The 16,083-nt window shown below is 73.9% G+C and carries 12 protein-coding genes; 8 read left to right on the top strand and 4 right to left on the bottom strand.

The window, feature by feature from the left end; all coding sequences use genetic code 11:
* Positions 1-59 precede the first annotated feature (59 nt).
* From Sdagh_RS15775 to Sdagh_RS15760, 4 genes are all read left to right on the top strand, one after another.
* Complete coding sequence (locus Sdagh_RS15775; protein WP_189417793.1) at positions 60-1,868, top strand: serine/threonine-protein kinase; 1,809 nt, start codon at positions 60-62, stop codon at positions 1,866-1,868.
* A gap of 99 nt (positions 1,869-1,967) precedes the next feature.
* Positions 1,968-3,185, top strand: coding sequence for a serine/threonine-protein kinase (locus tag Sdagh_RS15770; RefSeq protein WP_372478450.1), 1,218 nt, complete (start codon positions 1,968-1,970; stop codon positions 3,183-3,185).
* 112 nt (positions 3,186-3,297) lie between these two features.
* Positions 3,298-4,965 (top strand): succinic semialdehyde dehydrogenase, encoded by a 1,668-nt coding sequence (locus Sdagh_RS15765; RefSeq protein ID WP_190008393.1) that lies wholly within the window; start codon positions 3,298-3,300, stop codon positions 4,963-4,965.
* 180 nt (positions 4,966-5,145) lie between these two features.
* A complete protein-coding gene (locus tag Sdagh_RS15760; protein WP_226535365.1) occupies positions 5,146-6,963 on the top strand; it encodes a GMC family oxidoreductase in 1,818 nt (605 codons plus the stop codon).
* 119 nt (positions 6,964-7,082) lie between these two features.
* On the opposite strand, the gene Sdagh_RS15755 is transcribed toward Sdagh_RS15760, so the two are convergent.
* Together Sdagh_RS15755 and Sdagh_RS15750 are read right to left on the bottom strand one after the other, a co-directional pair.
* Positions 7,083-8,078, bottom strand: a complete 996-nt coding sequence (locus Sdagh_RS15755; protein ID WP_190076715.1) for an LPXTG cell wall anchor domain-containing protein — start codon at positions 8,076-8,078, stop codon at positions 7,083-7,085.
* Between the two features lie 728 nt (positions 8,079-8,806).
* Positions 8,807-9,100 (bottom strand): chorismate mutase, encoded by a 294-nt coding sequence (locus Sdagh_RS15750; protein WP_372478449.1) that lies wholly within the window; start codon positions 9,098-9,100, stop codon positions 8,807-8,809.
* A gap of 339 nt (positions 9,101-9,439) precedes the next feature.
* Here Sdagh_RS15750 and guaA point away from each other — a divergent pair, with 339 nt between their 5' ends.
* Positions 9,440-11,023: a glutamine-hydrolyzing GMP synthase gene (gene guaA / locus Sdagh_RS15745; protein WP_189417781.1), complete on the top strand. Its 1,584-nt coding sequence runs from the start codon at positions 9,440-9,442 to the stop codon at positions 11,021-11,023.
* A 60-nt stretch (positions 11,024-11,083) separates the two neighbouring features.
* Here guaA and Sdagh_RS15740 read toward each other — a convergent pair whose 3' ends face one another.
* Complete coding sequence (locus Sdagh_RS15740) at positions 11,084-11,593, bottom strand: pyridoxamine 5'-phosphate oxidase family protein (RefSeq protein ID WP_189417770.1); 510 nt, start codon at positions 11,591-11,593, stop codon at positions 11,084-11,086.
* Positions 11,594-11,744: 151 nt separating this feature from the next.
* On the opposite strand from Sdagh_RS15740, the gene Sdagh_RS15735 reads away from it, so the two are divergent.
* The gene (locus tag Sdagh_RS15735; RefSeq protein WP_189417767.1) at positions 11,745-12,548 is read left to right on the top strand and encodes a class II aldolase/adducin family protein; all 804 of its coding nucleotides are present in this window, start codon (positions 11,745-11,747) and stop codon (positions 12,546-12,548) included.
* Positions 12,549-12,591: 43 nt separating this feature from the next.
* On the opposite strand, the gene Sdagh_RS15730 is transcribed toward Sdagh_RS15735, so the two are convergent.
* Positions 12,592-13,422: a DUF4429 domain-containing protein gene (locus tag Sdagh_RS15730; RefSeq protein WP_372478448.1), complete on the bottom strand. Its 831-nt coding sequence runs from the start codon at positions 13,420-13,422 to the stop codon at positions 12,592-12,594.
* Positions 13,423-13,699: 277 nt separating this feature from the next.
* Here Sdagh_RS15730 and Sdagh_RS15725 point away from each other — a divergent pair, with 277 nt between their 5' ends.
* Both Sdagh_RS15725 and Sdagh_RS15720 read left to right on the top strand, forming a co-directional pair.
* Positions 13,700-14,974 carry a hypothetical protein gene (locus Sdagh_RS15725; RefSeq protein WP_190076716.1) on the top strand — a complete coding sequence of 425 codons (1,275 nt, stop codon included), beginning with the start codon at positions 13,700-13,702 and terminating at the stop codon, positions 14,972-14,974.
* Between the two features lie 581 nt (positions 14,975-15,555).
* Positions 15,556-16,083 (top strand): DoxX family protein, encoded by a 528-nt coding sequence (locus Sdagh_RS15720; protein ID WP_370594915.1) that lies wholly within the window; start codon positions 15,556-15,558, stop codon positions 16,081-16,083.

Below are 16,083 nucleotides of genomic sequence, written 5' to 3'. Positions count from 1 at the left end.
GACGAGGGCCGGTCCCTACGCTGACCCAGTCAAGACCATTGCGGGGCAACGTGAATCAGATGCAGGGCCAGCTCCTCGCGGGCCGCTACCGGCTCGGCGACGCCATCGGCAGCGGTGGCATGGGCCGGGTGTGGCGCGCCCACGACGAGGTGCTGCACCGGGTCGTCGCCATCAAGGAGCTGACCGCCGCGCTCTACGTCGCCGAGGGGGACCGGGCCGTGCTGCTGGCCCGCACCCGGGGCGAGGCGCGCGCGGCGGCGCGGATCAACCACCCGGCCGTCGTCACCGTCCACGACGTACTGGAACACGACGGCCGGCCGTGGATCGTCATGGAACTGGTCGAGGGCCGTTCGCTGGCCGACGCGGTCAAGGACGAGGAACGCGTCGCGCCGCGCGAGGCGGCCCGGATCGGCCTCTGGGTGCTGCGCGCCCTGCGCGCCGCCCACGCCGCCGGGGTGCTGCACCGCGACGTGAAACCGGGCAACGTGCTGCTCGGCGCGGACGGCCGGGTGCTCCTCACCGACTTCGGCATCGCGCAGATCGAGGGCGACTCCACCATCACGCGGACCGGGGAGGTGGTCGGTTCCGTCGACTACCTGGCGCCCGAGCGCGTCCGCGGCCATGATCCCGGCCCCTCGTCCGACCTGTGGGCGCTGGGCGCGACGCTCTACACGGCGGTGGAGGGCAGGTCGCCGTTCCGCCGCACCTCACCGCTGTCCACCATGCAGGCGGTCGTGGAGGAGGAGGCCGCACCGCCGCGCCACGCCGGTCCGCTGGAGCCCGTGGTCAGCGCCCTGCTGCGCAAGGACCCGGCCACCCGGCCCTCGGCGGAGGAGGCCGAGCAGATGCTCGCCGAGGCGGCCGAGGGACGCCGGTCGGACGCGGCGCAGGCGTATGTGCCGACGCAAGCGGTGACCCACCCGGCCTCGCCGGGTGACGCGGCCGGACCGCGCCCGGCCGACGGGCGTCCACCGGCGGACGGCGCGGTGCCGCCGCCGGCCGGAGGCCCCACGGCCGTCACCCCGGCGCCCGGCCGCCACGGCGCGGACCTCGCGCACCCAGGACACGCCGGACACCCGGCGTACGCCGGGTACTCCGCCTACCACGGACCTCCCGGCGGTACGCCCACCACCTCGACCACCGCCCCTGCGCCGTCCGGCATGCGCCGGGCGCGTACGGTCGTGCTGGCCGTGGTCGTCGCCGCCCTGGTCGGCGGGGGCACCGCCGTACTGCTGCGGGCGACGGAAGGCGGCGACGGGACCAAGGGCGACTCCGCCGTCTCCGTCGGGCCGACCGTGACCGCCGGGGCGACGGAGGGGACCCGGGGGTCCGGCGGCTCCGAGTCGCCGGACGGCTCGGGCGGCTCCGACTCCGCCGGGACGTCCGGGGGAGCGGTTCCGGCCGACTGGGTCCGCCGCGAGGACCCGTTCGGTTTCAGCCTCTCCCTGCCCGCGGACTGGACCCGCCAGGTGTACGGCGACGACGGCGACCTCCGACAGGTCGACTACACGCCCGACGGCGGCGAGCACTTCCTCCGCGTCGCCGTCGACACCTCGCCCGACTTCGACGACCCGTACGCCCACCAGCTCAGCCTGGAGGAACAACTCCAGCGGCTGGCCGACTACCAGCGGGTGACGCTGGAGGAGAACGACTACCGGGACCGTCCCAGCGCCCGCTGGGAGTACACCTGGACCGCGCTGGCCGAGGACACGTCCTTCCCGGGGCCGCGCCGCGCCGTCGAGGAGATGTACCTGTCCCGGGACGGCGTCGAGTACGCCCTCTACATGTCCTCGCCCGTCGACGACTGGGCGACGGCGAGCGAGCAGTTCGAGGCGGTCCTGCGGAGCTGGCGGGAGGGCACCGCCTGACGAGCCCCCGGCGCACCCCCGGCGCACCAGGTCGTTTGTCGGCCACCCGGACCCGCGCGGGTCCCGAGTCGTCGCGCACTGTGCGGCATGATGGGACGCATGGTGACCGAGGGGGCGGGCGGACGTGTCATCGCGGGCCGTTACCGGCTTCTGGCGCGGCTCGGCCGCGGCGGTATGGGCGTGGTGTGGCGGGCGGTCGACGAACTGCTCGGCCGGCAGGTCGCCGTCAAGGAACTGCCCGGCGACGACACCCTCTCCGCCGCCGAGGCCCGGCGCCGCCGTGAGCGCACCCTGCGCGAGGCCCGCGCGGTCGCGCAGCTGAGCCACCCGCACATCATCGTCGTCCACGACGTCGTGGACGACGACGAACGGACGTACATCGTCATGGAGCTGCTCGACGGCGGCTCGCTCGCCGACCGGATCGCCGGTCAGGGGCCGGTCGGCCCCGCCGAGGCGGCCCGGATCGGGCTGGCGCTGCTCGGCGCGCTGCGCACCGCGCACACCGCCGGGGTCCTGCACCGTGACGTGAAGCCGTCCAACGTGCTGGTCGCCGAGGACGGCCGGGTCGTGCTCACCGACTTCGGCGTCGCCCAGGTCCCGGGCGCCACCACGCTCACCGAGTCCGGCGCCTTCGTCGGCTCCCCCGAGTACACCGCGCCGGAGCGGATGTCCGGCGGCCGGGCCGGTCCCGAGTCCGACCTGTGGTCGCTGGGCGCCCTGCTGTGCACCGTCCTCAGCGGCGAGTCTCCGTTCCACCGGGACTCGCTCGGCGGCATCCTGCACGCCGTGGTCACCGCGGAGATAGAGCCGCCCCCGCAGGCGGGCCCGCTGCTCCCCGTCATCCGCGGCCTGCTCGAACGGGACCCGCGGCGTCGGCTGGACGCCGCCGGGGCCGAGGGCATGCTGCGGACCTACCTGGCCACCGGGCGCACCACCGCGCCGGGCGGCTCCGGGCGACGGCGTTCGAAACGGGCCATGCTCACGGTGGCGCTGCTGGCCGCCGCGACGGCGGGCGCGGGCGCCGCCGTGGCGGCGCTGCTGATCGACGGCGCCGGCGACGGAGGCGGGGACCCGCTCCCGACCACCTCGGCACCGGACCAGGCCCCGCCCGGCGACGGCGGCCCCGCCGGCTCCCCGACCCCGGTCCCCACCGCCACCGTCACCGTGACCCGCGTCCCCACGACCCCGCCCCCGCCCATGCCCCCGCCCACGACCCGGCCCGCGACCCCGCCACCCCCGTCCTCCCCGCCGCCCCCGCCGTCGCGGCCGGCCTCCTCCTCGCCGGCGTCCTCCGAGGGCGGCCGTACCCCCGAATAACCCCCTGATCAGGGCGTTCGTTGCCAGCGATCACTGGCGGCATGTGAGCGCTCGGTGAATCTGCGTTACCGACGGGTACACAAGGGCCCCGCAGCGGCATACCCTGCCGCTCATGACGGACGCGCAGGCCCCGGAGCAGACAGCCCCCAAGACCGCCCCCACGACGGTGACGGACCCGACCGCCACCGCACGGACCGGCACCAACCCCCTCGCCCCCGCCCCGCCGGGCGCCCGCACCGCCGCCGACGTGGTCACCCCCGAGCTGCTCGCCCGGCTCACCAAGGGCGTCACCGGCTCGGGACGGACCGCGAGCCACGCCCCGCTCACCGGCGGGAAGCTGGCCGACCTGCCGGAGTCCACACCGGCGGACGTGGCCGAGGCGTACGACCGGGCCCGCGCCGCCCAGCCGGCCTGGGAGCGCACCCCGGTCCGGGAACGCGCCGCCGTCCTGCTCCGCTTCCACGACCTGGTCCTCCAGCGTCAGGCCGAGGTCCTCGACCTGATCCAGCTGGAGACCGGCAAGGCCCGCCTGCACGCCCACGAGGAGGTCCAAGCCGTCGCCGTCGCCGCCCGGCACTACGGCCGCAAGGCCCCCGCCTACCTGCGGCCCAGGCGGCACACCGGCGCCGTACCGGCGCTGACGAAGGTCACCGAACTGCGCCACCCGCGCGGTGTCGTCGGGCAGATAGCCCCGTGGAACTACCCGCTGGAACTGTCGGTGGGCGACGCGCTCCCCGCCTTCGTCACGGGCAACGCGGTCGTCATGAAGCCCGACACCGAGACCTGCCTGACCGCCCTGTGGGCCCGCGACCTGCTCATCGAGGCCGGACTGCCCGAGGGCGTCTTCCAGGTCGTCCTCGGCGAGGGCCCGGTCGTCGGCCCCGAGGTGGTCCGGCACGCCGACTACGTCTCCTTCACCGGCTCCACCCGCACCGGCCGCGAGGTCGCCCGGGGCGCCGCCGACCGCCTGGTCGGCGTCTCCCTCGAACTGGGCGGCAAGAACGCCATGCTGGTCCTGGAGGACGCCGACATCGAGAAGGCCGCGGCGGGCGCGGTCCGCGCCTGCTTCTCCTCCGCCGGCCAGCTCTGCATCTCCGTGGAGCGGCTCTACGTCCACGAGTCCCTCGCCGACGCCTTCCTGGAGCGCTTCGCCGCCCGCACCAGGGCGATGCGGCTCGGCGCGTCCCTCGCCTACGGCGCCGACATGGGGTCACTGGCGGGGCAGCGGCAGCTGGAGACCGTACAGCGGCATGTCGCGGACGCCGTGGAGCGCGGTGCGAAGGTCCTGGCCGGCGGGGTCGCGCGGCCCGACATCGGCCCGTACTTCCACGAGCCGACCATCCTCGACGGCGTCGCCGCGCCCATGGCGGTGTGCGCCGAGGAGACCTTCGGACCGGTCGTCTCCGTCTACCGCTTCCACACCGAGGAGGAGGCCGTCGAGCACGCCAACGCCACACCGTACGGCCTGAACTCCTCGGTCTGGACCAAGGACGCCCGGCGCGGCCGCAAGGTCGCCGCCCGGCTGCGCACCGGCACCGTCAACATCAACGAGGGGTACGCCGCGGCCTACGGCAGCGTCCAGGCGCCGATGGGCGGCATGAAGGACTCCGGGCTCGGCCGCCGGCACGGCTCCGAGGGCATCCTCAAGTACACCGAGGCGCAGACCGTCGCCCACCAGCGCCTGCTGCCGATGGCTCCCTCGCTGGGCCTGGACGACGAGAAGTACGCCCGCTTCATGACCCGCAGCCTCCACCTGATGAAGGCGCTCCGCTTCAGGTGATCCCCCCAGGGCGCGGGGAGAACCGCGCGCCCCGCCCCGACGGACCCGCACGCGCAACTCGACGAGGAGACAACCGTGCCCCAGGACGCCCACGACGACGCCCGCGACGACGCTCGCGACGACGTCCGCGAGGAGCCGTACGACCCGTACGACCCGTACGACGGCGCGTACGACTACGACGTGATCGTCGTCGGCTCAGGCTTCGGCGGCTCCGTGTCCGCCCTCCGCCTGACGGAGAAGGGCTACAAGGTCGGCGTCCTGGAGGCCGGCCGCCGCTTCACCCGCGCCACGCTGCCCAAGAACTCCTGGGACCTGAAGAACTACCTCTGGGCCCCGAAGCTCGGCATGTTCGGCCTCCAGCGCATCCACCTCCTCGGGAATGTCATGGTCCTGGCAGGAGCCGGGGTGGGCGGCGGTTCCCTCAACTACGCCAACACCCTCTACGTCCCGCCCGCGCCCTTCTTCGAGGACCCCCAGTGGGCGGACATCACCGACTGGAAGGACGAACTGGCGCCGTACTACGACCAGGCCCGCCGCATGCTCGGCGTCCGGCTCAACCCGACCACCACCCCCTCCGACGTGCACCTGAAGGCCGCCGCCGAACGGATGGGCTGCGGCGACACCTTCCACCTGGCCCCGGTCGGCGTCTTCTTCGGCGACGGCGAGGACGCCGACGGCTCGGTGCGGGCCCGGCCGGGGGAGCGGGCCCCGGACCCCTACTTCGGCGGGGTGGGACCGGAGCGGCGGGCCTGCGCGGAGTGCGGCGAGTGCATGACCGGCTGCCGCCACGGCGCGAAGAACACCCTCAACGAGAACTACCTGTACCTCGCCGAGAAGGCGGGCGCGGTCGTCCACCCGATGACCACGGTGGTATCCGTCACCGACGACTCGCGCGGCGGCTTCGCGGTCGCCACCCTCCCCACCGACCGGCGCGCGAAGACCGGCGCCCGGGGCGGTGACGGGAGCCGTGGCGGGGGTCGTACCGGAAACCGTTCCGGAGGCCGGACCTTCACCGCCCGCCGCGTGGTCCTCGCGGCCGGCACGTACGGCACCCAGACCCTGCTGCACCGGATGAAGGCCGGCGGCCAGCTCCCGTACATATCCGACCGGCTCGGGACGCTGACCCGCACCAACTCCGAGGCGCTGGTCGGCGCGATGACCGACAACCGCCGCTACCGCAAGGCCACCGGGCAGCCCCGGGCCGACTTCACGCGCGGCGTCGCCATCACGTCCTCGATCCACCCCGACGCCAACACCCACATCGAGCCGGTCCGTTACGGCAAGGGCTCCAACTCGATGGGCAGCCTGTCGATCGTCCAGGTCCCCTACGCGGGCCGCACCGCCTCCGGCACCACCCGCGTCCTGGGCTTCCTCGCCCACGCGGCCAGACACCCGCTGATGGTCGCCCGCTCGCTCTCCAACCGCCGCTGGTCGGAGCGGACCATCATCGGCCTGGTGATGCAGTCGCTGGACAACTCCCTGACGACGTACCTGAAACCGGCCGGTGTCGGCAAGGGCCTGCTCACCTCCCGCCAGGGCCACGGCTCGCCCAACCCCAAGCAGATCAAGGCCGCCACCGAGGGCGCCTCCGCCCTCGCCGCGGAGATCAACGGCTTCGCCGGCTCCAACGTCGGCGAGCTGATGGGCACCCCGCTCACCGCGCACTTCCTCGGCGGCTGCCCGATCGGCGCCTCCCGGGAGACCGGCGTCATCGACCCGTACCACCGGCTCTACGGCCACCCCGGCATCTCCGTCGTCGACGGCGCCGCGGTCTCCGCCAACCTGGGCGTCAACCCGTCCCTGACCATCACGGCCCAGGCCGAGCGGGCGATGTCGTACTGGCCGAACAAGGGCGAGCCCGACCCGCGCCCGGCGCAGGGCAGGGCGTACGAGCGGCTGGCCGCCGTCGAGCCCAAGGCCCCGGTGGTCCCGGCGGACGCGTTCGGCGCGCTGCGGCTGCCGTTCCTCGGAATGCCGGCGGTGCCGCCGAAGCGGTGACGGACCGCCCGCGACGGCGTCGGCGGGGGAACGGAGAAGGACCCGCGCCCCCCTCCGAGCGCGGGTCCCTCCCTGTCCCGAGCCGGGCCCGCCCGGTCGGGCGGGCCCGGCGGCCGGTGCTACGCCCGCGCGCCGACCTTGCGCCGCCGCACCGCGAAGACCGCGCCGGCGCCGGCGACGACGGCGAAGCCGCCGGCCAGGCCGAGCGCGGGCAGCGCGGACCCGGCCCCGGTCGTGGCCAGGCTGCCGGTGACCCGCGGCGTGGTGGCCGAGGGCTTCGCGCCGGTCACGGGTGCCTTGCCGCCGGTCTGCGGCTCGGTGCCGGAGGTGTCGGTGCCGGCGGCGGCGATCTGGAACTCGTAGGACACGTCGGCGGCGCCGAAGCACAGGTCCTCGTCGACGTACAGCGTCGCGCCGAGCGTGAACGCCGAGCCGACCGGGGCACCGGCGGCGACATCGATCCGCAGCGGCACCTCGACCTCGTAGTCCGGCTTCAGGACGTCGGTCCCACCGGCCCAGCCGACCGCGTAGCCCTCGTCGCTGAGGTCGTACCAGGTCTTGTCCTCGGGGTCGTACGCCTGGAGGCGGACCTGCCCGCTGGTGAACAGGGTGTCGCCGTCCTCGGCGGCGGCGCCGACCAGGTAGACGAGGTCGCTGAGCGTGGAGCCGGTGTCGTTGAGGACGTGCAGCGTGAACGCGTGCCAGCCGCTGCCCGCCGCGATGCTGCCCGGCAGACCGGAGATGTCCAGGTCGGCCGTGGCGGCGACGCACTCGGACGGCTCGGGCTCGGGCGCCTCCGACTCCTCCGGGTCCTCGGGGTCCGCCGGGGCGGACGCCGAGGCGCTCGGGGACGTACTGGCGGACGGGGACGCCGACGCGCTGGTCCCGTCGGACGCGGAGGCGCTCGCGGAGGGGGAGCCGCCGGGTGCCGCCGCGGAGGTGGAGCCGGACGGCTCCGGGGAGGTGCCGGTGCTCTCCTGCGCCGGCGTGGAGGCGGAGGCGGTCGGCGAGGAGGACGTCTCCCCGTCGGCGTACGCGGCCGGGGCGGCGAGCAGCGCCAGGGGAGCTATCACTGCCGTGGCGGCCGCTGCCGCCATGGCGCGGTGAAGCTTCATGAAGACCTCGGGAAGTCAGGCGTACCGCCGGTGGCGGCACGGACGAGGAGGAGGCCTCCGCGGTGGGGCGCGGGTGGGGCCCGGGGAACAGCAGGTTGGATCAGTGAACCCCGGGAAAGGTTGTCCGCGTTCTCACGGAATTCTCATGTGCGCTGTGCCACTTCCGTGCGCCACTTCGGTGCGCCACGTCGGTGCGTGGCTCCCGGGGGTGCCTTTCGTGGGTGGGCGCAGGCGAGTGCGCTCGCCGCTCCCGTACCTGGGCGGGCGCGCGCGAAGGGCCCCGCGGGGTGTCGCCGCGGGGCCCTTCGTGGCCGGCACCGGCGTCAGGGCGGCGCCGGTGCCGGCGGAGCGGCGCCGGGGGGTCGCGCCGCTGGTCTGGGTCTGCCCGGCCGGTCGGCGCGAGGCGAAACGGTTATGCAGGGAAGGACGTGACGGAAGGGGGAGGGAGGGGGGCTTCGGAGGACTTCCGTCGGTCGGCCCCGGGCGTCCCCGAAGCCGACCGTTCTCTTGGATGACCGGGCTGCTGTCCCCTGCCGTCCGGTCACTTCCCTGGAGCGAGGTCCCACGACGCACGGAACGATCCGTACGCCTCATCGCTCCAGCGAGCCACGCGTGGTTCTTTCGGGCCCGCCCCTGGCTGGCACGGACACCGGGACCAACGAAGCCACGCGGCCCCCGGTCACGCTCCGTCCGGGTGAGAACGGCCCTGAACTCCAGTGCGAGGGCCCTCAGACGCGACCGCGGCACAGTTCGAGGAGGGTCATGGCGAGGGCCGTGCCCGGCTTGCCGAGGGCCTCGCGGTAGTGGCCGAGGACGGCCGTCTCACGGGAGAGGTTCACCCGCCGGCCCCCGGAGGCGATCCGGGCGTCCTGGATGACGGCCGAGACGGCCATGCGCTCCTGGATCAGGCCGATGATCCGGTCGTCGAGCGCGTCGATGCGCTCGCGGGCGCCGGTGATCACGCCGGCGGCTTCGGGGGTGCGGGCACCGGTCGCGTCGGCGGCGGTGGTCATGGGGCTCATGGGGGCTCCTCGTCGGACGGGGTGCCGCGGAGCGACGGGTCCGGGAAAAGCGCAGGCGCCCCGGACCTTGTCGGCCCGGGGCGCCTGGGGAAGTCGCTTGTCAGTTGCTCAAGCAGCACGACCATGGCAGCCGGTGGGCCGGTCGCCATAGGTAAACAGGAAAGCCTGGTGCGTGAGCATGGGCCCCATTATGCCGGGGCGACGCAGGGTGGCCAACCCTTCCCGCATGGTGAGACCCGGGGCCGGTGCGGGGGCGGCGACCGCGGCCGGGACGGTCCACCTGACCGTCTCGGTAGACTCGGAGTCACAAGACCCCGCCCGACCGCCGGAAGGCACCTCGTGTCATCAGCGACTCCCGCTGCCAACGCCGCCCCCGACACCGTCCTGGTCGTCGACTTCGGCGCGCAGTACGCCCAGCTCATCGCCCGCCGCGTCCGCGAGGCCCGGGTCTACAGCGAGATCGTGCCGAGCACCATGCCGGTTCAGGACATGCTCGCCAAGAACCCGGCGGCCATCATCCTCTCCGGCGGCCCCTCGTCGGTCTACGAGGAGGGCGCTCCCCGCCTCGACCGCGAGATCTTCGAGGCCGGTGTCCCCGTCTTCGGCATGTGCTACGGCTTCCAGCTCATGGCGCAGTCCCTCGGCGGCACGGTCGACAACACCGGCGCCCGTGAGTACGGCCGGACCGACCTCGCCGTCTCCCGGCCCTCCTCCACCCTCTTCGAGGGCACCCCCGCCGAGCAGGCGGTCTGGATGTCGCACGGCGACGCGTGCTCGGCCGCCCCCGAGGGCTTCACCGTCACCGCCTCCACGGACGTCGTCCCGGTCGCCGCGTTCGAGAACGACGAGAAGAAGCTCTACGGCGTCCAGTACCACCCCGAGGTGATGCACTCCACGCACGGCCAGCAGGTCCTGGAGCACTTCCTCTACCGGGGCGCGGGCCTCACCCCCGACTGGACCACGGGCAACGTGATCGAGGAGCAGATCGCCGCGATCCGCGAGCAGGTCGGCGACAAGCGCGCCATCTGCGGCCTGTCCGGCGGCGTGGACTCCGCGGTCGCCGCGGCCCTCGTCCAGAAGGCCATCGGCTCCCAGCTGACCTGCGTCTACGTCGACCACGGCCTGATGCGCAAGGGCGAGACCGAGCAGGTCGAGAAGGACTTCGTCGCCGCGACCGGCGTACAGCTCAAGGTCGTGGACGCCGAGGAGCGGTTCCTGACCGCGCTCAAGGGCGTCTCCGACCCCGAGGAGAAGCGGAAGATCATCGGCCGGGAGTTCATCCGGGTCTTCGAGCAGGCCCAGGCCGAGATCATCGCCGACGAGGGCCCCGCCGTGGAGTTCCTCGTCCAGGGCACCCTCTACCCGGACGTGGTCGAGTCCGGCGGCGGCACCGGCGCCGCCAACATCAAGTCGCACCACAACGTCGGCGGGCTCCCGGAGGACCTGGAGTTCCAGCTGATCGAGCCGCTGCGCAAGCTGTTCAAGGACGAGGTCCGGATGGTCGGCCAGGAACTGGGCCTGCCCGAGGAGATCGTCCAGCGCCAGCCCTTCCCGGGCCCCGGCCTCGGCATCCGGATCGTCGGCGAGGTCACCAAGGAGCGGCTCGACCTGCTCCGCGAGGCCGACGCCATCGCCCGCGAGGAGCTGACCGCGGCCGGCCTGGACCGCGAGATCTGGCAGTGCCCGGTGGTGCTGCTCGCGGACGTCCGCAGCGTCGGCGTCCAGGGCGACGGCCGCACCTACGGCCACCCGATCGTGCTGCGTCCGGTCTCCTCCGAGGACGCCATGACGGCCGACTGGTCGCGCCTCCCGTACGACGTCCTCTCCCGGATCTCCACGCGGATCACCAACGAGGTCAGGGATGTCAACCGGGTCGTCCTCGACATCACGTCGAAGCCCCCGGGCACCATCGAGTGGGAGTGACCCCGGGGACGGGGCGGACCGGGCCTACGCGCGCTCGACGGTGCGCACCGGCCCGCCGGGCTACGCGCGCTTGACGGTGCGCACCGGCCCGCCGGGCTTCCAGACCTCGACGACGAGATACGCGTCGTCCTCGACACGGGTCCGCGTGACCTCGGTCAGCCCGGCACGGAAGAGGTGGAACGGCTGCGGCGGTTCCACCTCTTCCACGTACCGGTCCCTCGCCTCCCCCTCCTCGACCTCGACCGCCCGTCCGCTGATCCGCACGTCGCCGCCTTCCATGCCGGTGCCCGCGCCGGGATTGGCCTGGAGCGCGAAGCGCGGGTCGCGGCGCAGATCGAGCGCCTTGAGCGAGCCGGGCATCATGCCGAGCCACAGCTCCCCGCCGGTGAAACGCGCCTCAAGACCGGAGGTACGGGGTGAACCGTCCGCGCGCAGGGTCGCGAGGACGTGGTGGGGATGGACGCCGAACCGCCGCTCGACGGCGGCGGCGAAACGGGGCTCGGCGGCGGCGAAGACGGACCAGCTCACGGCGGTCCGCCCAGGGTTTCCGTTCGTACGCGCTCGACTCATACGGCGAGTGTGACCCCGATACCCGACATCTCCTGTCCGGAATCGATCGGGCCGCGCCGCACGCCTCGCCTATTTACGGAACATAACTGTCGTACCCGGCTCACCGACGGTAACTTCACGCCCCGTGAATCAACCCAGTGCCGGAGAACACATGCACGCGACGTCCGGGGCCGCTCCGCCCCCGCCACGGCCGCTCGACACCCTCCAGTTCGCGATGCCGCCGATGCACGAGTCCGTCGCAGACGAACGCCGGCACCGCAAGGAACGGCTGGCCGGCGCGCTCAGGATCTTCGGGCGGTACGGCCTGGAGGACGGCGTCTCCGGGCACATCACCGCCCGCGATCCCGAGTTCAGCGACTGCTTCTGGGTCAACCCCTTCGGCCTGCCCTTCCGGCACGTCACGGTGAGCGACCTGGTCCTGGCCAACGCCGCCGGACAGGTGATCGAGGGCCGCTACCACGTCAACCAGGCCGCCTTCACCGTTCACTCCCAGGTGCACGCCGCCCGTCCGGACGTCGTCGCCGTCGCCCACTGCCACTCGGTCCACGGCCGGGCCCTCGCGGCCCTCGGCGAACTGCTGGACCCCATCACCCAGGAGAGCTGCGCCTTCTACGAGGACCACGCCCTGTACGACTCCTACAGCGGGGTCGCCGTCGACGCCGAGGAGGGCCGGCGGATCGCCGCGACCCTCGGTTCCCGCAAGGCGCTGGTGCTGCGCAACCACGGGCTCCTCACGGTCGGCGACTCGGTGGACGCCGCCGCCTGGTGGTTCCTGTCGATGGAACGGTGCTGCCAGGTCCAGCTCACGGCGAAGGCCGCGGGCCGGCCGGTGCTGATCGACCACCGGCGGGCGGCGGCGACCTGGGACCAGCTCGGCGGTGACCTGGTGGCCTGGATCAACTACCAGCCGCTGTGGCGCGACATCAGCCGCGCCGAACCGGACCTGCTGGACTGACCTCCGGAGAGGAGGGGCGAGGGAGGGGAAGGGCTGAGGGCGCTCAGAAACCCCGGAGTACCGCCGCCTTGGCCATCGCGAACTCCTCGTCGGTGAGGACCCCGTCCCGGTGCCACTGCCCCAACTCGCGCGGTCGGCGCAGCAGTACGTCGTGGTGGTCCGCCCGCGGCGGCACGGCGCGGGCCGGCGGCCGGTGGTCGTCCGGACGGTCCCCCGCTGCCCCTGACCCGGCGGCGGGCAGGAAGGCGGACACCGGGGCGGGCGTGGCCGGTGGGTGGGCCGACGGGTGCGGGAGCCGCGCGGTGACCGCGGTGGCGACCAGCGCGGTGAGCAGATCACGCCGGGCGCTGCCCCACAGGTCCAGGGCGTACGGGTCCTTCTCCGGGGACAGCCCGGTGAACACCGCCTCCCGGGTCACGAAGTGCAGATACCCGTTCTCCTGACCGGAGTTGGGCAGCCACTCGACCTGGAGGAGTTTTCCCACGTGGATGATCCTCGGCCCGGTCGCGCGCTTGACCCGGTCGGAGGTGTCCGCCCAGTCGGTCCGCACCCGGGTTCCGTCGAAGGAGACCGTGCCGTCGGAGGAGCGCACCGAGACGGGCGCCGGAGGGCCCGGCAGCAGGTACGCCGTGGCCGGCCCCTCGGGAATCCGGTCGGGCAGCAGCGCCCGGCGGACCTCCTCGGCGAGGTACTCCGCGGTGCCGGCGCGGTCGAGGCCGACCGACAGCCGGTAGGGGTCCGCGGTGTCGGGAGGCCAGCCGCCGGTCGCCTGGAGCAGCGGGTCGGCACCCTCCCGGAGCCTCAACCGCAGCCGCGCGCGCCGGTGTTCCGGTGTGAAGGCGATGCCCGGGACGGCCTCCAGCGGCACGGACACCTCGCGGTACGTCTGCCGAACAACGGCACCGAACGGTGCGGGCCCGGGGTGATCCTGACCGTGCTGCCGTCGAAGGGCCAGGCTCCGTCACGCTGGAAGACCTCGTCCATGAGGGAATCCTCGCAACCGGGTCAACCCCGCGGTCCCGGCATCACCCGTGATGAGCAGAGGGAGCCGGGGGCGCCCGGCGCGAACGGGGTGGTGTAAGGCACAATTCGCTGTCGTCCCGGGGGAGTTGCGGGTCCGGTCGCAAGGGTGCGGAAGGTGGATGTCGGGCGTGGCGGTGCAGGAGGCGAGACACGGTGGGGTGGGCGCGCACGGGGGCGGATGCGAGTGCGGTGACTGCCCGCACGGCGCACGTGAGGGACATCGGCGCGCGGTCGCCGAGTTCGCGCTGCGCAGGGACGCTTTCGCGGCCGGGCAGGGGCTGCCGGCCGCGGTGGCCCACTCGGCGTCGGCGTCCCGGCAGTGGGTCTCCGAGGAACTGACCCAGTCGGCCGGGCTCGTCGCCGAACGCGGCCGGGCCGAGGGCGGCGCCTGGCTGGCCGGACTCTGGCGCCGCACGGCGGGCGCGGCGCTGGCGGCCCTGGTGCTCCTGCTGCTGGTACAGGCGCTCACCGCGGTGGGCGCGGGCTGGACCCCCGCCCGCACCGCCGGACTGGCCGCGGCCGTGCTGGTGGCCGGGGCGCTGACGGCGGCCTCCTGGTTCCACCGCGCCCGGGGCGGCGCGCTCGCGCCGGTCATCGGGGAGGACAACCGGCTCTCCACCTCCCGTGCCGTGGCCGTCTCCTGGGTGCTGTTCGTCGCCTACGCGGTCCTGGTGCTGGTCGGGCAACTGGCCCTCGCCTCCGCCCACGGGCAGCGCGAAGCGCTCATCTCCGGCCTGGAACTGCGCCGGGGCGCCGGAACGGTGACCGTCCTCGCCGTGGTCAGCGGGGTCGCGGTCCTGGTACGGCGGGTGGTCGGCCTGCGGGTGCTGGGCCAGCGGCTCCAGAAGGTCCGGGCGGACCGGCCGCGGGCGGCGGATCTGCTGACCGACGACGCGGGCGGGGGGACCTTCGCCGACATCCAGTACGTCGTGATCAACGCGGTCGCCCTGGCGTTCGGCGCGGTACGGCTGGCCCGGCGGCCGGAGCAGCTCCCGGACCTGCCGTGGGGGCTGGCGGTGGTGGTCCTGGTCTCGGCGGCGACCTATCTGGCCGGCAAGTACGCCGAGGGCGGCCGGCCGGTGGTCCTGTCCGTGGTGCGGGCCCGGGAGGCCGGCGACCTGGACGGCCCCATCCGGACCGGCGACGACATCGAGATCCGAGGTGCCGGCTTCGTGCCCCCGGGTGCGCAGAGCGCGGACCGGCTGTCCCGGATGGTGGTGCGGATCGGCGCGGTCAACGTCCACGTGCCGCTCGTCCCGGTCGCCGGCGGTTTCAGCAACCCCACCGACACGCTGCTGACCGTCCCCGTACCGGCGGATGTCGAACCGGGCCGGGTCGAGGTGCAGGTCGTCACGGCCGTGGGGGTGGAGACCAACCGCTGCGTGGTCGAGATCACGGAGTGAGTCCGTGAGTCCGTGAGTCCGTGAGTCTGTGAGTTCCTGAGTCTGTGAGTTCCTGAGTCTGTGAGTTCCTGAGTTCGGAGTCCTTCTGTCGGGTCGGGGAGCGGTAGTGCCGAGGGGCGGGGTAGCGGGTTGGGGGTGGCTGGGGCTGAGGCTCGGGCTGGAGCCTGGGGCTGGGGCTGGGGCTGGGGCTGGGGCTGGGGCTGGGGCTGGGGTGCGGGCGGTTCGGTGGTCCGGGGGATGGACGGTGGGTGTCGGCGGGATGGGGCAGGTCGGCGGGGTGGGGCGGCGACCGAGGTCGCGCCGCATGGGGGACCGGAGGCGCCCCGCGAACCAGGCACCGGAGGCACCCGCGCGCCAGGCACCGGAGGCACCCGCGCGCCAGGCGCCCGAGGTACCCCACGCGCCAGGGACCCGGCACCCCCGCGGGGCCGGAGGAGACGGAGGCCGGGCCGGGCCATACCGGTCGGAAAACGAGCCGGTCGGGAAAAAACTCGGCCCGTGAGGATTGAGCGGCACCTCCGCGTCGTACGTATGGTCGTCAAGGGGGCACGGCACGCACGGGTGAGAGGCGGCTGGCAGCGATGACTCACGGCATGCGGACGGAGACGTCCTCCACCGGCGGGGCCGGTGGCTGGCGGGCCGACGCCACCCGGTACGCCCTCCTCCCGCTCCGCATCTTCCTCGGCGTCACCTTCGTCTACGCCGGTCTCGACAAACTGACCGACGGCGCCTTCCTGAAGGACTCCGGCGCCGGTTCCGTCGGCGACATGATGCGGACCGTCCGCGACTCCTCGGCGATCCCCGCCCTGGTCGACCTGGCGCTGAAGAACCCGTCCGGCTTCGGCTACGCCATCGCCTTCGGAGAGCTGGCCGTCGGCATCGGCACCCTGGTCGGTCTTCTCGCCCGTCTCGCGGCGCTCGGCGGCGCGCTGATCTCCCTCAGCCTGTGGCTGACCGTCAGCTGGGCCTCCGACCCGTACTACTACGGCAACGACCTGGCCTATCTCATGGCTTGGCTTCCTCTCGTACTGGCCGGTGCGCCGGTGCTCTCGCTGGACGCGGCCCTGCGCGCCCGCCGCCGACGGCGCCGGGCCGCGCACTACGGCTGA

Source organism: Streptomyces daghestanicus, from assembly GCF_020521275.1.
In the GTDB taxonomy this organism is placed as follows: domain Bacteria; phylum Actinomycetota; class Actinomycetes; order Streptomycetales; family Streptomycetaceae; genus Streptomyces; species Streptomyces griseoviridis.
Note: the sequence above shows the minus strand (reverse complement) of the source record. Positions and strands in the feature narration are given on the sequence as shown.

Excerpts from the sequence above, each read along its gene's own strand:
- Sdagh_RS15770 (WP_372478450.1), top strand. The coding sequence starts at position 1,968 with ATGGTGACCGAGGGGGCGGGCGGACGTGTCATCGCGGGCCGTTACCGG.
- Sdagh_RS15765 (WP_190008393.1), top strand. The coding sequence starts at position 3,298 with ATGACGGACGCGCAGGCCCCGGAGCAGACAGCCCCCAAGACCGCCCCC.
- Sdagh_RS15750 (WP_372478449.1), bottom strand. The coding sequence starts at position 9,100 with ATGAGCCCCATGACCACCGCCGCCGACGCGACCGGTGCCCGCACCCCC.
- Sdagh_RS15735 (WP_189417767.1), top strand. The coding sequence starts at position 11,745 with ATGCACGCGACGTCCGGGGCCGCTCCGCCCCCGCCACGGCCGCTCGAC.
- Sdagh_RS15755 (WP_190076715.1), bottom strand. The coding sequence starts at position 8,078 with ATGAAGCTTCACCGCGCCATGGCGGCAGCGGCCGCCACGGCAGTGATA.
- Sdagh_RS15740 (WP_189417770.1), bottom strand. The coding sequence starts at position 11,593 with ATGAGTCGAGCGCGTACGAACGGAAACCCTGGGCGGACCGCCGTGAGC.
- Sdagh_RS15775 (WP_189417793.1), top strand. The coding sequence starts at position 60 with ATGCAGGGCCAGCTCCTCGCGGGCCGCTACCGGCTCGGCGACGCCATC.
- Sdagh_RS15720 (WP_370594915.1), top strand. The coding sequence starts at position 15,556 with ATGACTCACGGCATGCGGACGGAGACGTCCTCCACCGGCGGGGCCGGT.